Raw genomic sequence first — 17647 nt, 5'->3', positions numbered from 1 at the left:
CCAGGAATTATTGAGCGTCGGTCGCGGTCAGGGGCAGGCCGAGGCGCGCCCGGCGGCGCAGCCACGGGCTCGGCCGGTAGCGCGGATCGCCGCTGGCGGCCTGCAGGTTTTCCAGAATGCTCAGGATACGCTTCGCGCCATAATGATCGCCCATCGCCAGCGGCCCGCGCGCGTAGCCCAGGCCCAGTTCGACGGCGCGGTCGATGGTCGCCGGCTCGGCGACGCGCTGCTGGGCGATATCGGCCCCCACGTTGACGATGCACGCCACCACGCGTTGCAGCACGAAGCCGCCGCTGTCGTGGATCGCGCTGACCGGCGTGCCGTCGGCGGCGAGCAGGGCGTGGGCGGCGTCGCGTACGTCGCCACGAGTCGCCGGGCTGGTCATCAGGCAGCGCCGCCGGTCGAGGCCAGCGAGCATGTCGACGGCGACGCAGCGCGCCGGGTCGAGCCCTTGGCGCAGGGCGCAATCGGTGGCGTCCTCGCCGTAGGGGGTGAGCAGGCATAGCGCCGTTTCGCTCGGCGTCGCGCCGGTCTCCAGCGGCCAGCCGGCGGTCTCGACCAAGTCGGCCAGGGCGCGCTGCGCGTCGGCATCCTCGGCGCTGATCCATACCGGCATCGGCGTGGCGCGGGGCGCGGCCGGTTCGTCGGGCACCACCGCCTGGCCGTCGACGTAGCGATAGAAGCCTTCGCCGCTCTTGCGCCCCAGCAGGCCGGCGGCCAGGCGCTGCCCGGTCAGCGCCGAGGGGCGAAAGCGCGGCTCCTGATAGTACTGGTGATAGATCGACTCCATCACCGCATGCGAGACGTCCAGCCCGGTCAGGTCGAGCAGGGTGAATGGCCCCATGCGAAAGCCACCCTGATCCTTCAACAAGCGATCGATGGTGACGTGGTCGGCGACGCCCTCGGCGAGCGCGCGCAGCGCCTCGGTGCCGAAGGCGCGCCCGGCATGGTTGACCAGAAACCCCGGCGTGTCGGTAGCCCGAGCGGTGAAATGCCCGAAGCGCTGGCCCAGCGCCTCGGTGGCCTCGATGACGGCGGCATCGGTCCTGAGCCCCGGTATCACCTCGACGACCTTCATCAGCGGCACGGGATTGAAGAAGTGCAGGCCGATCACCCGCTCGGGGCGGGAGCAGGCCGCGGCGATCTCGGTGACCGACAGCGACGAGGTATTGGTCGCCAGGATGGCGCGCTCGCCGATCACCGCTTCGAGTTGCTGGAACAGCTTCTGCTTGGCATCGATGCGCTCGACGATGGCCTCGATCACCAGTTCGCAGTCGGCCAGTTCATTCAGCGTGGCGGCCTCCTCGAACCGGGCGGCCAGCGCGTCGGCGCGGGACTGGCTGAAGCGCTGCTTCGCGACGCCCCGATCCCACAGCTTGGCGATGAACGCCCGGGCCTCGTCGAGCGCGCCCTCGCGTGCGTCGTGCAGCTTGACGCGCAGCCCCGCCTCGGCGGCGACCTGGGCGATACCGCGGCCCATGGCGCCGGTGCCGACGATGCCGATGGTGGTAATGGTATGACTCATGCTTGGCTCCCTTTTGCGCTGCGCATCGATATTAAGCGTCGCCGGTTATTCGCGAGCCGTGTATAGCTAGTTTGATAATCCCGCCCGGAACATTGGCCCGCCCAGGTGCGCAGGGAAGCCGAAGGCTTGCACCGCCAGTACGTCGATATCGCTATCGCGATGCACGCAGCCGGCCTCGACCAGCGCCTTGGCGGTTTTCTGCCAAGCGATATCCAGTGGGCGACGGTAGCGCTCACTATCATCGCAAGCCTTCTCGGTGGGGTTATCACTCGCCAGCCAGGGTGAAAGGTTCCAGCCTTCGGCACGCCAGGCGGCAACGGTTCGGGTCTTGTCATTGCCGGCATGGGCCAGAGTGCGTGTCAGCGCCGCTTCGAGTGCGGCGATAACGCTTTCATCGCGGGTTACCACCACTGGGCGCTTGAGGTTTTTGAGGGTGTTGGCCAGCGCCTGGATTAGCGCGGGATCGTCGGCGCGATCGACCAACTCGCAGATCGGCTGGCTCGCGCCTCGCGATACGAGCACCAGCGTGGCGTCACTGGGCTGGGCAGGTAGCGCTTGCGGCGTGTCTTGTGATGTCGTCACGTCGACCCATGGGGTGCCCGCAGGCAGCGCGTCGTGGATTGCCCGGCGCCGACGGTCATCGACGTCGGGCGCGACCAGGTAGGCCTGGACTGCCATGCCGGCATCGTTGTCGGTGTCGTCATCAAGATCAATCAGGCGCACACCGGCCTTGGTGGCATGCGTAGACAAGGCTTCGAACAGGGGGTGATTGCCCAGCAGGCCGAGCACGTTCATCGACGAATCGGCGTCGGCGCCCGGTACCTTGTGTGTACCGCGCGCAGCGAAAAAGGCGTGAATCATACCGCCGCGCTGCGTTGATCCCATGCATTCGCGGAACAGCTCGCGTTCGCGCTCGAGGCCTTCGGCGAAGGGCAACCGGCAAGCTGCATCGACGGCGTCCACGCAACGAAACGGCGAGAACAGGTAGGGAACGTCATGCGTCAGTCGCTGGCGGTAGCGTTCGCAGGTGTCTGAAGCGGTCGTCGGCGCGGGCAGCTCACCGGTGATGCGCGCTGTGTATTGCCCCTGCAGCAATTTTTCGGCGGCGACCAGGCCCGCTTGCAGCGGATCGGTATCGGCCACCACGTCGTCGACGATACCGTTGGCCAGGGCCTCGTCGGCGTCGACGAAGCGCCCGCTGGTGATCATGTCCAGCGCGCAGTCGATATCGGCCAGGCGTGGCAGGCGTTGCGTGCCACCGGCACCGGGCAGCAGGCCGAGCTTGACCTCGGGCAAACCGACGCGGGTGCCCGCGAGGGCGATACGCAAATGACAGCCGAGCGCGACCTCCAGACCGCCTCCCAGCGCGGTGCCATGCAGCACCGCGATCAGCGGCTTGGCGCTGGTTTCGAGTGTGTTGATTACATCGGGCAGCAGCGGTGCCTGCGGTGGCTTGCCGAATTCGCGAATGTCCGCCCCTGCGATAAAGGTGCGACCGGCGGCCAGCAACACCAGTGCCTCGGCCCGGTCGTCGGTAAGCGCCTCCCGAAGCGTATCGAGAAGCCCCTGGCGCACGGCCTGGCCGAGCGCATTGACCGGTGGATTATCGATACGAATTACGCCAATACGAGCATGGCGCGTATAACTGACTTCGTTTTGCATTGCGAAACCTTGAATAAGGGTTTTTCTAACGGCATGGCAAGCGTAACGCGTCTCTATTGAGGCGTCATAGTAGCGTGTGAAGCGACTGGCGCGCTGGGGTAAACTTCATGGCATTACCGTAGACAGCCCGCTTCGAGGAGACACACCGCATGCGTTTCGTTCCCCATTTCAGCGATGGCCGGCCCTTTTCCCAGGCGTTGGGCAAGATCGTCTGCATCGGTCGCAACTACGCCGAGCACGCCCGAGAACTCGATAATCCGGTACCCAGCGCGCCGCTATTGTTCATCAAACCGGCGACCAGTGCTGTCTCGCTGGAGACGAGCGTCGCGGCGCCCTTCGATCGCGGTGACGTGCATTTCGAAACCGAGCTGGCACTGCTGATCGGCGAAACGCTGAGCGACGCCGCGCCGCAGACCGCCGCGCGTGCAGTGGTGGGCGTCGGTCTGGCGCTGGATCTGACCCTGCGTGACGTCCAGGCGCGACTCAAGGAGAAGGGCCACCCGTGGGAGATCGCCAAGTCCTTCGATGGCGCCTGCCCGTTGTCGTCGTTCGTCGCCGTCGACACGCCGCCCGACTGGAACGCGCTGACCTTCAGCCTGGATATCGACGGCGAGCGTCGCCAGACCGGGCACGGCAGCGACATGCTGTTTGCGGTGCCGGCACTGCTCGCCGAGATGAGCCAGCATTTCACCCTGGAGCCGGGCGATGTGGTGTTGACCGGCACGCCGGCCGGCGTCGGCCCGTTGCCGCGCGATGGCGAGCTGCGTTTCGCGTTGAGTCTGGCGGGCAGCCCGGCGCTCGAGCTGACCACCCGCACCGCCGGCTGATTGGCGATTATCGCCGCTAGTCACTCAAGGTAGGTATAGCCTTCCAGGCCGGCCGCGAGATCGGCCATGAACGTCTCGCGGTCGTCCCGCCCCAGGCCGCTAGCGTCGAGTTGGGCCTTGAGCCGGCGGTACAGCACCTCGGCGTCGAAGTTCACGTAACGCAGCACGTCGGCCACGCTATCGCCATGAATGGCATGCGATAGCCGCCAGTTGCCGTCGCCGTCGAGGGCGGCATCCACCGAGTCGGTGTCGCCGAACAGGTTGTGCAGATCGCCGAGAATTTCCTGATAGGCGCCGACCAGGAATAACCCCAGTAGCTTGTCACCGTCGTCCCACTCGGGCAGTGGCAGGGTCGATTCCAGGCCCTGGCCGTCGACGTAGCTGTCGATGCGTCCATCGGAATCGCAGGTGATGTCCTGAATCACCCCGCGCCGAGTCGGCTCGCGATCCAGCCCGCTGAGCGGCAATACCGGGAATATCTGCTCGATGCCCCACACATCGGGCACCGACTGGAACAACGAGAAGTTGACGAACAGCTTGTCGGCGAGTTTCTCGGCCAACTCGTCGATGATCTCGCGATGCGCGCGATTGCGGCTGTCGAGCTTGGCGCGTAGCCGCTGACAGGCGGTGAAATAGACCGATTCGCCTTCGGCACGCGCTTCGATACTGGCCAGGCCCAGCACGAAGCGTTCCTGCAATTCGCCGAGCGCCTGGACCAGATCGTGATAGGCCTCGACCTGGCCGCGTGGCTCGCTCATCGTCGCCAGGCGCTCGAAAACGCTCCACAGCTCGTCGACCTGCGGGTCGCCCGCGACGCCGCGAGCCGGTGGCTGCTCGCCAATGCGTTCCTCGCCGATCACGTTGGTGATCAGCACCGCATGATGGGCGGTCAGCGCGCGCCCGGATTCGGAGATCAGATGCGGATGCGGCACGCCCTCGGCCTCGCAGGCCTGATGGAAGGCGCGCACCACGTTGCCGGCGTATTCGCGCATCGAGTAGTTGATCGAGCAGAAGCTGCGCGAGCGGGTGCCCTCGTAGTCGACCCCCAGGCCGCCGCCGACATCGACGGTATCCACCGGCGCGCCGAGCGCGCGCAGGCTCTGATAGAAGCGCGCGCATTCACGCAGGCCGCGCTGGATATCGCGGATATTGGCGATCTGCGAACCCAGGTGAAAATGCACCAGTTGCAGGCTATCGAGCGCGCCGGCCTCGCGCAGCCGCTCGACCACGCCGAGGATCTGCGTGGCGGTCAGCCCGAACTTGGATTTCTCGCCGCCGGTGTTCTGCCACTTGCCCTTGCCCACCGAGGCCAGTCGCGCGCGCAGGCCGATACGCGGGCGCACGTCGAGACGCTCGGCCTCTTCGAGAATCAGCGTCAGTTCGGAGTATTTCTCAACCACCAGATAGACCTTGTGGCCGAGCTTTTCGCCCATCAGCGCCAGGCGCACGTACTCGCGATCCTTGTAGCCGTTACACACGATCAGCGAGGGTCCATCGCCGGACAGCGCCAGTACCGCCAGCAGTTCGGGCTTGCTGCCGGCTTCCAGGCCGACCCGGCCGTGGCCGCGCTCCTGGGTGGCGAGAATCTCCTCGACCACGCGGCGCTGCTGGTTGACCTTGATCGGGTAAACGGCGGTATAGCCGCCACGATAGGTTTCTTCGTGCATCGCCGCATCGAAGGCCGCGCAGAGCTGCTCGACGCGATCGTGCAGGATATCGGTAAAACGCACCAGCACCGGCAGGCGCAGGCCGGCTTCGCGCAGTTGATCGGTCAGCGCATCGAGCGGCAAGGCAGGGCCATCGATCTCGCTGCCCAACGGCCTGACCACGGCATGGCCCTGATCGTCGACATCGAAGTAGCCGCTGCCCCATTGGTCGATATTGTAGGTGCGGCGCGCCTTGGCGGCGGGTGAGGTCATGGCGCTCTCCTGGATCGTTTCTGACTTGGGTAGTGTCTGGCCCGAGCCGTCTGTGGGTCGAATTCCGTAGCGGCACGGCATTATGCCGCTGCATGTGTTGACTGCCTAGCGAGCAGGCCGGTCGGCGGCGAGCTAGTGGGCGGCGCGTTCTTGGACTAGGCTCACGTAAGCAGGTAACGCATTGATAGTGAGTGATGAATGACACAACGACAAAAAATGCCATCACCTCCGCCCCGCAACGACGATGAACCGGAAGCGACCGGCGAGATACTGCTCGGCGTGCGCAACCTGAGCAAGCGATTCGGCGGCTTGCAGGCCATCGATCGCTGTAGCCTGGAGGTTCGCAGAGGCACCATCACCGGGCTGATCGGCCCCAACGGGGCGGGCAAGACGACACTGTTCGGGGCGATTACCGGGTTCCACCGACCCGACTCGGGGCGTGTGGTCTTCAAGGGCGAGAACATCACCGCTCTCGCGCCCCACGAAATTTTCAGCAAGAAGCTCTGCCGGACCTTTCAGATTCCCCGCGAGCACAAGGGCCTGACGGTACTCGAGAACCTGATGCTGGTGCCGCCCGGCCAGATCGGCGAGCGCTTCTGGAATGCCTGGTTGCGCCCCGGCGAAGTCCGGCGCCAGGAAAGGGAAAACCGCGACAAGGCACGCGAGGTACTGGAGTTCGTCAGCCTGTCGCATCTCGAGCAGGAATATGCCGCCAACCTCTCGGGTGGCCAGAAGAAGCTGCTGGAGCTGGCGCGCACGCTGATGGCCGACCCCGACCTGGTACTGCTGGACGAGCCCGGTGCGGGGGTCAATCGCACGCTGATGAAGCGACTCACCGAAAACATCCAGTATTTATGCCGCGAGCGCGGCATCACCTTCCTGCTGATCGAGCACGACATGGATATGGTCATGTCGCTGTGCAATCCGGTGATCGTCATGAGCGAGGGTCGCAAGCTGATGGAAGGCCCGCCCGATGCCGTGCGCAGCGACCCGCGTGTTCTCGAAGCCTACCTGGGTGGTCAGTATGCCGCTGCTGAACGTCAATAGCATTACCACCGGCTACGCTGACATGGAGGTGTTGACCGACGTCTCCATCGCGGTGAACGAGGGCGAGATCGTCTCGATCATCGGCCCCAACGGCGCCGGCAAATCCACGCTGATGAAAGCCGTGTTCGGCTTGCTCCACCCCTGGCAGGGCAGCATCACGCTGGGCGATCGGGATATCTCGCGCTATTCCCCGTTCGAGATCGTCGCTCAGCGCATGTGTTACGTGCCGCAGGTCGCCAATGTCTTCACCACGCTCTCGGTCGAGGAAAACCTGGAGCTGGGTGGCTTCACGCTGGAGAAGCGCGAAATCGACGCCGCCAAGGAGCGCGTGTACGAGCTTTTCCCGGTCCTCAAGGAGCGTCGTCGGCAGAAGGCCGGCACCATGTCCGGCGGCCAGCGCCAGATGGTGGCGATGGGCAGCGCGCTGATGCTGAATCCGGTGTTGCTGCTGCTGGACGAGCCCTCGGCGGGGCTGTCGCCAAAGCTGGTGGACATGATTTTCGAGCGTATCGTCACGATCAACGCAACGGGAGTGGCCGTATTGATGGTCGAGCAGAATGCACAGGAATCGCTGCGCATGGCGCACCGGGGTTACGTATTGGCCAATGGCGAAAATCGTTTCGAGGGCGCGGCCAAGTCGCTACTCGAAGACCCTGAAGTTGGCCGACTGTACCTGGGAGGCTAGGCGATGAGCGAACCTGGAGTCGATAGGCCGGCGGATCGCGGCGCCGGCGCGCCGAGCCCGCAACATGACGATACGGACGACCTGGCGATGGCCGAGGCGCCAAGGCGCGGCGCGGGCAAACGCATCACCGCCCTCGTTCACAGCCGGGTCGGCGTCATCGTGCTGGTGGTGGCGATATTCTTCGCGATGTGGTTGTTGGGTGGCGCCCAGCCGGTCGCTACCCGACAATTGCTGACCCTGGCGGTATGGGGCGTCATGCTCGGCGGGGTCCTGGCGCTGGGTAGCATCGGTCTCACGCTGATTTACGGCGTCCTCAAGTTTCCCAATTTCTCGCATGGTGCGCTCGTTGCCATCGGCGCCTATACCGCCTTCGCGGTGATGGCGGTACTGCCCGAAGGGCCGCGACTGGGGCCGTTCTCGTTCGGCTGGGAGTTTCTCGCCGCGCTGGTCGTGGCCATGCCGGTGGTGGGCCTGGTGGCGCTGGCGGTGGATCGGGTGATCTATCGTCGGCTCAGGAACCAGAACGCCGCCTTGGTGTTGTTCGCCATGGCCTCGCTGGGCATGGCGTTCTTTCTGCGTAGCGGCATTTACATGATCTGGGGACCGGATTTTCACTTCTTCTATCAGGGTAGGCCCAACCCGGCCCTGAACCTGCCGTTCAACGTGCGCGTGCAGGCCGACCAGCTCTTCATCCTCGCGCTCGCCCTGGCCCTGGTATTGCTGGTTTACCTGCTGCTGACCCGGACCCGCATGGGCAAGGCCATGCGCGCCACGGCGGATAACCCGCAACTGGCCCAGGTACGCGGCATCGACACCGAGCGGGTGATCGCCTGGACATGGGTGCTCAGCGGTGCCCTGGCCGCCGCGGGCGGCGCGATGTACGGGTTGACCTCGCAGCTACGCCCCGAGATGGGTTTCTGGCTGCTGTTGCCGATGTTCGCCGGGACCATCATGGGCGGCATCGGCAGCCCGCTTGGCGCGCTGGTCGGGGCCATGATCATCGGTATCGTCACGCAGATGTCGGCGGCGTTCCTCAACCCGGCCTACGGTCCGGCGATCGCCTTCATCCTGATGATCGTGATGCTGATACTCCGCCCGCAAGGGCTGTTCGGCAAGCCGGGAGGGTAGCGACCTTGATACAGGAACAATGGGTCAAAGCGATTTTTGTCGCCATTCCGCTGGTGCTGATCGGCCTGCGGCTGATTCGCCTGCACTGGGCGCTACGAATACCCGCCGCCGCCGCTTGCGGATTTGCCGTGGCCGTACTGCTGGTCGCCATGTTGCCGACCGGCATTCTGGCGTATCTGGTGTCGTTTTCGATCATGGCGGGCATCTACGCCATTCTCAGCCTGGGCCTGAATAGTCAATGGGGGCTGACCGGGCATTTGAATTTCGGCATTGCCGGTTTCTTCGCGATCGGTGCCTTTACCTCGGCGCTATTCACCATGTCGATGCCCACCGGCTTGTTGGCCAACTACGCCAAGCAGGCATTCGGCCTGGAAATGCCGTTCCTCGTCGGTGTATTGGCGGCGGCCATCGTGGCCGGGCTGGTGGCCTTTCTGATCGCCATTCCGGTACTCAAGCTGCGCGAGGATTATCTCGCCATCGCCACCCTGGGCATCGCCGAGGTCATTCGCCTGGCCTTCCAGAACGAGCGCTGGCTGGCCAATGGCCCACAGCCGCTGCGCGGCATCCCAAGACCGCTTTCCTGCCTGGTGGAAGATCCCGCCTGTGCCTGGCTGCCCGACTCGCTGGCCACCTGGCTGACGCCGCTGGCGCAACGCGACTATATCTTCCCTTACCTGGTCATCGTCGCGGTGTTCGTCGCGGTCATCTACGTGGCCCTGGAGCGGATCTCGCGCTCGCCCTGGGGGCGGGCGCTGCGCGCCGTGCGCGAGGAGGAGGCCTCCGCCGCCATGAACGGCAAGAACGTAGCCTCGCTGCGCGTGCAGTCGTTCGTGGTGGGCGGCGTGATCATGGGCATCGCCGGGGCGCTGTACGGCCCCTATGTCATCTCGATTTCCTACAGCCACTTCCGACCGCTGTTCGCGACGTTTCTGGTCTGGGTAATGCTGATGCTGGGTGGCAGCGGTAACAATCGCGGCGCCATTCTCGGCGCGTTCATCATCTGGGGGGTGTGGAGCGGCACGGCCTTTCTCGCCGATGCCATTACGCCGCTACTCAGCCTGATCTCGGACGATTTCGCCTCGCGCAGCCCCTATTTGCGCTGGATGCTGGTGGCGATACTGCTGGAATTGATCGTGCTCTACCGGCCCAAGGGACTGCTCCAGGAGCAGAAGGTGGTTTCGCTGTTCTTACCTAGAGAGCTACCTAAAAAGGTGCCGCGAACGAAAACCTGAACGAGATCGGCCGCCGTTTCCGGCGGCCGATCTCGTTGCGCTGGTGCCGGTTGGTGCTACTTTTCGGGAATCTCCTCGGCGCTTTGGTATTCCACCGTTTCGACCCCGCCATCGGCGGTAAATTTCCAGACCTCGATCGGTGTGACTACATCGCCCTGCTCGTCGAAATCGACCGCGCCGGATGCCCCGGCGTAGTTGATGTCCTGGCCTTCCTTGATCATCTTCATGGCCTGGGTAATCGCCTCCTGGGAGCCGCCGGTAATCTCCTTGCCGGGCGGGTTGGAAACCGGGCGCAGGTGATCACGCAGCACCTCGCCGGTCAACTGCTCCTCGCCGCTGGCGATCGCTGCGGCGGTGGCCAGCCCAATGGCGATGGCTGCGTCGTAGGCGGATGCCGTGAACGGCGGGATTCGCTGATGGTCGTAGGCTTTGGAGAAGTTTTCGTAGCCCGGGCTCGCGGGGTTCTGCCCCGGCGACGTTCCGTACTTGCCGGCGAGTGTCTCGGCGCCGACCGCTTCGAGTACGGCGGTGGACTTGTTGCCATCCACGAACTGCCATTCATCCATGTCGAAGAAGTCGCGCGTCTCCTGGAGGATAACCGCGGTGTGGCCGGGATAGCTGACCACCATCAGCAGATCGGGGTCCTGCTCCAAGGCGGTCGACAACTGGGAGCGATAGGTCGGCTGTACCTCTTCGGGGTGAGGAACCTGCGCCACTACCTTGCCGCCTCGCGATTCGAAGGATTCGGTGAAGGAGTTGGACAGCCCCTGGCCGTAGGGGTTGTTGATGTAAATGGTCGCGGCCGTCTTGAATTTATAGTCGTCGATGATCTCGCCGTTGGCCAACTGCGCGGCGACGATGCCCTGTAACGTATCGGGCGAGGTGGTACGGAAGATGAGGTCCGCCTGCTCATCCGATGGCAGTACCGAGATGAGTGGCGAAGTGGCGCCATTGGCCACCTGCAGCACGCCGGACGGAATGCTCACCGACTCGGCGATCGCCGTGGTCACGCCGCTCGACCAGCCACCGACGATAGCCGCCACGCCATCGACCTCGACCAGCTTGCGCGCCGCCTCGATGCCCGGCGCGGGAAGGGTGTTGGTATCCTCGGTGATGTGCCTGGCGATGATCGGCCCGCCGAAGACTTCCTCGGCGGCGGTATTGAGCTGCTCCACGGCCAGGGCGACGGCATCCTCATAAAAGCGACCGAACTCCGCCGCCGAGCCGGTGAACGGCGCGATCTGTCCAAGCGTGATGGTCGGTGGCGCTTCTTGCGCCAGTGCGGAAGACATCGCCGAACCGGCGATGGCGATACTGCCCGCCAGGGCGGCGATCCTGGGCACTCCACGGCGAGGGCTGCATATGCTGCGATGGAAAGAAACCATGACGTTCTCCTCCCTTTGTATTTGTTATGCGGGCAGTGGTGCGACCTGCCGCACAATCAGCATATGCGAATCCATCGGCTCTTGCCTGTTTAGATAGGCATTGCGCAGCGCTACTTGAGTCATCTTCAAGAGCATTAGCGCCGTGAGCGACAGCCAGCGTTGGGTCAGGCGCTGGGCAAAGGCAATGCCCCATGCGCGATGCGCGACTTGAGAATCGTACGGAACCGCTCGGGGTCGTGAGGCGTCAGTTCGTGCGCCGGTGGGTCGACATACACCACCAGCAGGCGCGATAGCCAATAACGCAGCGCGGTCATGCGTAGCATGGTCGGCCAGCGCTCGCGTTCGACATCGGTCAAGGGCCGGCGTGCCTGATAGGCTTCGATCAGCGCGTCATGGCGCTCACGATCGAGGCTGCCATCGGCGTCGCTGGCCCAGTCGTTGACGACGATGGCCAGGTCGAACAGCAGGTCGCCGGTGCAGCCGTTGTAGAAATCGATGATGCCACCCAGCGTATCGCCGTCGAACAGGGTGTTGTCGCGAAACAGGTCGCCGTGGATGGCGCCCTGGGGCAGGGCACCGGCGTCGCCGAAGACGCCCTGATAGGTGTCGATCTCGTCGGCCATCAGGGTTTGATCGTCCGGCGCCAGATAGGCCAGCACCTGATGATGGCTGGCCAGCAGCCAGTGCAGGTCGCGCGGATTGGGGCGGTGGCCCGCGAAACGCTGCGAGACGAAGTGCATGCGACCGAGCGTATCGCCGAGTGCCCGACACTGCGTCAGATTGGGCGCCTTGGGGTGTTTGCCGGGCAGCCGCGGAAACAGCAGCGCCGGCTTGTCGGCCAGCGTTTGCAGGGCGATGCCGTGGCAGTCGTGTACCGGCCCGGGCACCGGCAGACGATGGTCGGCCAAATAATCGAGCAACTCGACGAAGAACGGCAATTCGTCGTGCTCGCCCTGTTCGAACAGCGTCAATACCAGCGACTGACACCCGGTGGTCACGAAGAAGGTGGAGTTTTCGGTGCCGCTGGCGACGTCTTCGAGAGCGACCAGCCGGCCCACATCGAAGCGCTCGAGAAAATCCGCAACTTGAGAGTCGTTCAGCGGGGTGAATACAGCCATATTGTTCTCGCCCTGAGTGCCAAGCGCGCCATTGTAGCGGCAAGTGTTGTGCTATTGCAGGGGGGCGCGGCATTGAATGGCCCGACATGCGCCGGGCCTGGCTGACATGAAGGCTACCAGGTAATCAGTACCCAGCTGGGAATGGCGATATTGGCGTTTTCGCTGCGCCGGAAGTCGCCGTCACCGTTCTCGTCGATCAGGTAATAGGATGGGCCTACCGCCGGCTGGATTTCGATGGCGTAGAGCTGGCCGTTGACGCGGTATTCGCGAATGGTGCGGTCCTCTTCCTCGCGCACGGTGATATCCGGCGCCATCGATTCTTCCTGGGCGGCGACTGGCGCCGCGCCTAGTGACATGCTGAGCACGATGGTCGCAAGCAGCGCGGCGAGCAGAGTAGCAGGAGTGAGACGAATCACGTTCATAGGCACCTCCAAGGCGTCATCGAAAACCGACGCAGTATATGCAGTGTATGCGTAAAATCGGTTGCTTTGCATCCCACATGCGGCGCTGACGGCTCGGGCCAGCTTGCGTATCATGGGTAGATACCCAATGCGTCATTCGCCTTATCAGGGAAACCTTCTCCATGGCCGACACGCCCATCGTTCTCGTCGACGGTTCCTCCTATCTGTATCGCGCCTTTCACGCGCTGCCGCCGCTGACCACCTCCCAGGGCAAGCCCACCGGCGCGGTCAAGGGCGTGCTCAACATGCTCAAGAGCCTGATCAAGCAGTACCCGAACAGCCCCATGGCGGTGGTCTTCGATGCCAAGGGCAAGACCTTTCGCGACGAACTGTTCGAGCAATACAAGGCGCACCGCCCGCCGATGCCCGACGATCTGCGCGGCCAGGTCGAGCCGCTGCATGCCTGCGTGAAGGCGCTGGGTCTGCCACTGTTGTGCGTCGAAGGCGTCGAGGCCGACGACGTGATCGGCACGCTGGCGCGTCACGCCACCGAGGCCGGCCGTAACGCGGTGATCTCGACCGGCGACAAGGACATGGCGCAACTGGTCAACGGCCATATCACGCTGGTCAACACCATGAAGGACGAGACGCTCGACATCGCCGGCGTCAACGCCAAGTTCGGTCTGCCGCCGGAGTTGATCATCGACTACCTCGCGCTGATGGGCGACAAGGTCGACAACATTCCCGGCGTGCCGGGCGTCGGCGCCAAGACCGCGCTGGGCCTGCTGCAAGGGGTCGGCGGGCTGGACGCCATCTATGCCGAGCTCGACAAGGTCGCCACGCTGCCGATACGCGGCGCCAAGTCGCTACCCAAGAAGCTCGAGGAAAACCGCGAACAGGCGTTCCTGTCCTATAAGCTCGCGACCATCAAGACCGACTGTAACCTGCCGGTGGGGCTCGGTGATCTCGATATCGCCCACCCCGACCGCGAGGCACTGCTCGAACTCTACCGCGAGCTGGAGTTCAAGGCCTGGCTTGCCGAGTTGCTCGCCGGCCGCGACAAGGGCGTCGACGACGTGGACAGTGGCGGCACGCCATCGGCGGATGACGATTCGCTGCCGGAAGACGTCACCCTGGCCAAACCGGTGCGGGACGACCACACCCTGCTCACCCAGGCGGCATTCGACGAGTGGCTGGCGCGCCTGAAAAGCGCCGAGGTGTTCTGCTTTGATCTCGAAACCACCAGCCTCAACTACATGGAAGCCGAGATCGTCGGCGTCGGCCTGGCGCTGGAGCCGGGCGAGGCGGCCTACATTCCGCTCGCCCACGATTACCTCGACGCGCCCGAGCAGCTCGACCGCAACGCCGTGCTCGCCGCGCTCAAGCCGCTGCTTGAGGACCCCGCCAAGGGCAAGATCGGCCAGAATCTCAAATACGATATCTCGGTGCTGGCGCGCTACGCCATTCGCGTGGTCGGGCCGTTGACCGACACCATGCTCGAATCCTACGTGCTCAACTCCACGGCGACCCGTCACGACATGGATTCGCTGGCGCTCAAGTATCTCGGCGAGAAGACCATCAGTTTCGAGGAGATCGCCGGCAAGGGCGTCAAGCAGCTCACCTTCAACCAGATCGCGCTGGAGCAGGCGGTGCCCTACGCCTGCGAGGATGCCGACGTGACCCTGCGCCTGCATCGTGAGCTGCGCCCCCGGGTCGAGGCCGAAGGCCGCCTGAGCGAGGTGCTCGACACCCTGGAGCGCCCGCTGATACCGGTGCTCTCGCGCATGGAGCGCGGCGGTGTGGCGCTCGATGTAACGCGCCTGCACAAGCAGAGCCAGGAACTGGAAGGGCGCATTCGCGAGCTGGAAAAGGAAGCCTTCGAAATCGCCGGGCGCGAGTTCAACCTCGGCTCGCCCAAGCAGCTCTGCGAAATCCTCTTCGACGAGCAGAAGATCCCGGTGCTCAAGAAGACCCCCAAGGGCGCACCCTCGACCGCCGAAGCAGTGCTCGAAGAACTGGCGCTGGACTACCCGCTGCCCAAGGTGATCATGGCCCATCGCGGCCTGACCAAGCTCAAGTCGACCTACACCGACAAGCTGCCGCTGCTGGTCAACAAGGCCACCGGGCGCATTCACACCAGCTACCACCAGGCGGTGACCGCCACCGGGCGACTGTCGTCGAGCGATCCCAACCTGCAGAACATCCCGATTCGCACCGAGGAAGGCCGCAAGATTCGCCAGGCGTTCATTGCCCGGCCCGGCTATCGCATCGTTGCCGCCGACTACTCGCAGATCGAGCTGCGCATCATGGCGCATCTCTCCGAAGACAAGGGCCTGCTTGACGCCTTCGCCGAGAATCGCGATATCCACAGCGCCACCGCCGCCGAAGTCTTCGGCGTGGCGCTGGAAAGCGTGCTGCCCGACCAGCGGCGCAGCGCCAAGGCCATCAACTTCGGGCTGATCTACGGCATGAGCGCCTGGGGCCTGGGCAAGCAACTGCATATCGAGCGCAGCCAGGCGCAGACCTATATCGACCGTTACTTCGACCGCTACCCCGGGGTCGCGCGTTTCATGAACGACACCCGTTCCCAGGCCGCCGAGGACGGCTTCGTCGAGACGGTATCCGGGCGGCGCCTCTACCTGCCCGAGATCAACTCACGCCAGCACGCCCGCCGCCAGGCCGCCGAGCGCACCGCCATCAACGCGCCGATGCAGGGCACCGCCGCCGACATCATCAAGCGCGCGATGATCGACGTCGACGCCTGGCTCACGCCGCTGACAGGTGCGAGCGAATTCGACGCCATGATGGTCATGCAGGTCCACGACGAACTGGTCTTCGAGGTCAAGGAGAGCCAGGTCGGCGACTTTATCGGCGCGGTCAAGCAGCGCATGCAGAATGCCGCTGAGCTCAGGGTGCCGCTGATCGTTGAGGCTGAGGTCGGGGATAACTGGGATGAAGCGCACTGAGGGTTAGGGGGATTAGCCCGGTTGAGGCCGGGCTCATGTTAATTGGTGGCGGGCTTCTTTCGGCCAGTTTCGGCCGAAAGCAGTTATGGAATAGTTGCCGTATATTAGCTATCCACACCGTTATTGAGCATGCAGGCTCTGAGCTTCCGCTCCTCTCGCATTACATACAGGATAAACGCCTGCTCGTTTTCTGTACGATAAAAGACGCGACACGGCGAAACGACGATTTCTCTGTACACCGAATCCGCAAGCTCTGGCGGCTTTCGTCCGGATCTCGGGAACTGCTCCAGGCGGTCGACAGCCGCGAATACCCTTACCACCAGTCTGCTCACCGCAGGCAGGTTCTCGAGCGCGATGTATTCGGCAATTTCATCCAGCTGAGCAAGCGCAGGCTCAGTCCAGCTTACTTCAGCCATTTGCTCAGCTTCGCTTTTGCTTCTGTCTGGCTATATGTGCGCCCTTCCAGGATAGCTCTTTCACCTCGTGAAATAGCCTCCAGAATTTCAAGGCGGCGTTGCATGAATTCATAGTCTTGCACGTCGACCAGGTAGGCAGAGGGCTGGCCATGCTCAGTAATCAGAACTGCCTCTTTTGAGGTATGTAATTCTGCAAGGATTTTAGTGGCTTGGCGCTTGAGGTTGGTGACTAGCTCGACTCTCATTGGTTTTCATCCAAGGGGGTGCTTGAGAGTATCACTATAGTGCCACTTTTTTCGAGAGACAACCTTAAGCAGTGAAAGCTGCAGGTGCTTAATGTTTGAATTCAGAACCACAGGAGTTCAGAACAATATCGCCACGCCGGGCATCGTCGAAAACACCCGGCGTGAGCGCTAAGCCTTCAACCGATCATTCGAGCCACTTGTCCTTGATGGCGTCGAACTCGCCGGTCGCCTTGGTGAGGTGTAGCCACTGATCCACCCAGGCTTTCCATACCTCGTCGCCGCGTGGCAGCAGATAGCCCTTCTCGGAATAGGTGAACGGCGCTTCCGGGTGGACGGCGCAGAGTTCCGGGTTGAGATTGGCCTGGAGTACGGTCTCGATGGCGTCGGTCATCATCAGGTCGGCCTCGCCGGCGACGATCTGCTTGAAGATCGTGACGTTGTCGTCGTACATGACGATTTCCGCCTCGTCGAGGTTGGCGCGGGCGAAGCGCTCGTTGGTGCCGCCGGGATTGACGATCGCGGTCACGCCGGGTCGATCGATCTGTTCCAGGGTCTGGAATTTATCCACATTCTCGCAGCGCGTGATCGGCGTCTTGCCGCCTTTGAAATAGGGAATGCTGAAATAGGCTTTCTGCTGACGGTCGAGGTTGACGGAGATGCCACCCATGGCGATGTCGCATTTGCCGGCAGTGAAGTCTTGCATCAGCGTGGGCCAGGAAGTCGGGACGAACTCAGCCTCGACGCCGAGTGCCTCGGCCAGGTCCTTGGCCATGTCGATATCGATGCCTTCGAATTTTTCGGTCTGCGGGTCGAGGTAGGTAAACGGCTTGTAGTCGCCGGTGGTACAGACGCGTACCACGCCCTGTTTCAGGACCTGGTCCAGGTGGGAGCGACTGCCGGATGGTTCCGCCGCCTGTAGCGGCGCGGCGGCGAGTAATGTCAGGGTGGCCAGTACGCTGAGCGTTCTTGTCATTCCGCGGGTTCCTTTCGTTGGGTTGCTGAACTCCCGAGCGTAGACGCCGGCGGCGGTTTGTACCGTTCGCCGATAGTCGCGAATCTTGCCTGACTGGACCGATTGCCCCTGTGCATTA

Annotated in this window: 15 protein-coding genes; 6 read left to right on the top strand and 9 right to left on the bottom strand. The window is 63.7% G+C overall.

Annotation, left to right across the window (positions count from 1 at the left end):
• Positions 1 to 7: 7 nt before the first annotated feature.
• The gene (locus tag BLR92_RS16605; protein ID WP_089730396.1) at positions 8 to 1525 is read right to left on the bottom strand and encodes a 3-hydroxyacyl-CoA dehydrogenase; all 1518 of its coding nucleotides are present in this window, start codon (positions 1523 to 1525) and stop codon (positions 8 to 10) included.
• Between the two features lie 66 nt (positions 1526 to 1591).
• The gene (locus BLR92_RS16600; protein ID WP_089730395.1) at positions 1592 to 3187 is read right to left on the bottom strand and encodes an enoyl-CoA hydratase/isomerase family protein; all 1596 of its coding nucleotides are present in this window, start codon (positions 3185 to 3187) and stop codon (positions 1592 to 1594) included.
• Positions 3188 to 3336: 149 nt separating this feature from the next.
• On the opposite strand from BLR92_RS16600, the gene BLR92_RS16595 reads away from it, so the two are divergent.
• On the top strand, positions 3337 to 4014 hold the full coding sequence (locus BLR92_RS16595; RefSeq protein ID WP_089730394.1) for a fumarylacetoacetate hydrolase family protein: 678 nt from the start codon (positions 3337 to 3339) through the stop codon (positions 4012 to 4014).
• A gap of 20 nt (positions 4015 to 4034) precedes the next feature.
• Here the strand turns inward: BLR92_RS16595 and speA are convergent, their stop codons facing one another.
• Positions 4035 to 5933, bottom strand: coding sequence for a biosynthetic arginine decarboxylase (gene speA / locus BLR92_RS16590; protein ID WP_089730393.1), 1899 nt, complete (start codon positions 5931 to 5933; stop codon positions 4035 to 4037).
• 216 nt (positions 5934 to 6149) lie between these two features.
• Here speA and BLR92_RS16585 point away from each other — a divergent pair, with 216 nt between their 5' ends.
• From BLR92_RS16585 to BLR92_RS16570, 4 genes are read left to right on the top strand one after another with little or no spacing between them, the layout of a single operon-like run.
• Positions 6150 to 6980, top strand: coding sequence for an ABC transporter ATP-binding protein (locus BLR92_RS16585; protein ID WP_175488838.1), 831 nt, complete (start codon positions 6150 to 6152; stop codon positions 6978 to 6980).
• Positions 6958 to 7665, top strand: a complete 708-nt coding sequence (locus BLR92_RS16580) for an ABC transporter ATP-binding protein (RefSeq protein ID WP_089730392.1) — start codon at positions 6958 to 6960, stop codon at positions 7663 to 7665. The genes BLR92_RS16585 and BLR92_RS16580 overlap by 23 nt, the downstream gene beginning before the upstream one ends.
• A 3-nt stretch (positions 7666 to 7668) precedes the next feature.
• Positions 7669 to 8793, top strand: coding sequence for a branched-chain amino acid ABC transporter permease (locus BLR92_RS16575; protein ID WP_089730391.1), 1125 nt, complete (start codon positions 7669 to 7671; stop codon positions 8791 to 8793).
• Between the two features lie 5 nt (positions 8794 to 8798).
• Positions 8799 to 10025, top strand: a complete 1227-nt coding sequence (locus tag BLR92_RS16570; protein WP_245704245.1) for a branched-chain amino acid ABC transporter permease — start codon at positions 8799 to 8801, stop codon at positions 10023 to 10025.
• 56 nt (positions 10026 to 10081) lie between these two features.
• On the opposite strand, the gene BLR92_RS16565 is transcribed toward BLR92_RS16570, so the two are convergent.
• The 3 genes from BLR92_RS16565 to BLR92_RS16555 all read right to left on the bottom strand — a co-directional run bounded on the left by BLR92_RS16565 (position 10082) and on the right by BLR92_RS16555 (position 12950).
• Complete coding sequence (locus BLR92_RS16565) at positions 10082 to 11410, bottom strand: ABC transporter substrate-binding protein (protein WP_089730390.1); 1329 nt, start codon at positions 11408 to 11410, stop codon at positions 10082 to 10084.
• Between the two features lie 164 nt (positions 11411 to 11574).
• A complete protein-coding gene (locus BLR92_RS16560) occupies positions 11575 to 12528 on the bottom strand; it encodes a homoserine kinase (protein WP_089730389.1) in 954 nt (317 codons plus the stop codon).
• 113 nt (positions 12529 to 12641) lie between these two features.
• A complete protein-coding gene (locus tag BLR92_RS16555; protein ID WP_089730388.1) occupies positions 12642 to 12950 on the bottom strand; it encodes a DUF2782 domain-containing protein in 309 nt (102 codons plus the stop codon).
• A 161-nt stretch (positions 12951 to 13111) separates the two neighbouring features.
• Here BLR92_RS16555 and polA point away from each other — a divergent pair, with 161 nt between their 5' ends.
• Positions 13112 to 15895, top strand: coding sequence for a DNA polymerase I (gene polA, locus BLR92_RS16550; RefSeq protein WP_089730387.1), 2784 nt, complete (start codon positions 13112 to 13114; stop codon positions 15893 to 15895).
• A 104-nt stretch (positions 15896 to 15999) separates the two neighbouring features.
• Here polA and BLR92_RS16545 read toward each other — a convergent pair whose 3' ends face one another.
• The 3 genes from BLR92_RS16545 to BLR92_RS16535 form a co-directional block, all read right to left on the bottom strand.
• Entirely contained in the window at positions 16000 to 16311 is a 312-nt protein-coding gene (locus BLR92_RS16545) for a type II toxin-antitoxin system RelE/ParE family toxin (RefSeq protein ID WP_089730386.1), read from the bottom strand.
• Entirely contained in the window at positions 16299 to 16556 is a 258-nt protein-coding gene (locus BLR92_RS16540) for a type II toxin-antitoxin system Phd/YefM family antitoxin (RefSeq protein ID WP_089730385.1), read from the bottom strand. The genes BLR92_RS16545 and BLR92_RS16540 overlap by 13 nt, the downstream gene beginning before the upstream one ends.
• 184 nt (positions 16557 to 16740) lie before the next feature.
• Positions 16741 to 17529, bottom strand: a complete 789-nt coding sequence (locus BLR92_RS16535) for a transporter substrate-binding domain-containing protein (protein ID WP_089730384.1) — start codon at positions 17527 to 17529, stop codon at positions 16741 to 16743.
• Positions 17530 to 17647: the final 118 nt, after the last annotated feature.

The sequence above is a fragment of the Modicisalibacter muralis genome, from assembly GCF_900102945.1.
Lineage (GTDB): Bacteria > Pseudomonadota > Gammaproteobacteria > Pseudomonadales > Halomonadaceae > Modicisalibacter > Modicisalibacter muralis.
The sequence above is the reverse complement of the archived record's forward strand: the minus strand, read 5'-3'. Positions and strand labels throughout refer to the sequence as shown.

Coding starts and splice junctions, on each gene's coding strand:
- BLR92_RS16605 (WP_089730396.1), bottom strand. CDS start 1,525: ATGAGTCATACCATTACCACCATCGGCATCGTCGGCACCGGCGCCATG.
- BLR92_RS16600 (WP_089730395.1), bottom strand. CDS start 3,187: ATGCAAAACGAAGTCAGTTATACGCGCCATGCTCGTATTGGCGTAATT.
- BLR92_RS16595 (WP_089730394.1), top strand. CDS start 3,337: ATGCGTTTCGTTCCCCATTTCAGCGATGGCCGGCCCTTTTCCCAGGCG.
- speA (WP_089730393.1), bottom strand. CDS start 5,933: ATGACCTCACCCGCCGCCAAGGCGCGCCGCACCTACAATATCGACCAA.
- BLR92_RS16585 (WP_175488838.1), top strand. CDS start 6,150: ATGCCATCACCTCCGCCCCGCAACGACGATGAACCGGAAGCGACCGGC.
- BLR92_RS16580 (WP_089730392.1), top strand. CDS start 6,958: ATGCCGCTGCTGAACGTCAATAGCATTACCACCGGCTACGCTGACATG.
- BLR92_RS16575 (WP_089730391.1), top strand. CDS start 7,669: ATGAGCGAACCTGGAGTCGATAGGCCGGCGGATCGCGGCGCCGGCGCG.
- BLR92_RS16565 (WP_089730390.1), bottom strand. CDS start 11,410: ATGGTTTCTTTCCATCGCAGCATATGCAGCCCTCGCCGTGGAGTGCCC.
- BLR92_RS16560 (WP_089730389.1), bottom strand. CDS start 12,528: ATGGCTGTATTCACCCCGCTGAACGACTCTCAAGTTGCGGATTTTCTC.
- BLR92_RS16555 (WP_089730388.1), bottom strand. CDS start 12,950: ATGAACGTGATTCGTCTCACTCCTGCTACTCTGCTCGCCGCGCTGCTT.
- polA (WP_089730387.1), top strand. CDS start 13,112: ATGGCCGACACGCCCATCGTTCTCGTCGACGGTTCCTCCTATCTGTAT.
- BLR92_RS16545 (WP_089730386.1), bottom strand. CDS start 16,311: ATGGCTGAAGTAAGCTGGACTGAGCCTGCGCTTGCTCAGCTGGATGAA.
- BLR92_RS16540 (WP_089730385.1), bottom strand. CDS start 16,556: ATGAGAGTCGAGCTAGTCACCAACCTCAAGCGCCAAGCCACTAAAATC.
- BLR92_RS16535 (WP_089730384.1), bottom strand. CDS start 17,529: ATGACAAGAACGCTCAGCGTACTGGCCACCCTGACATTACTCGCCGCC.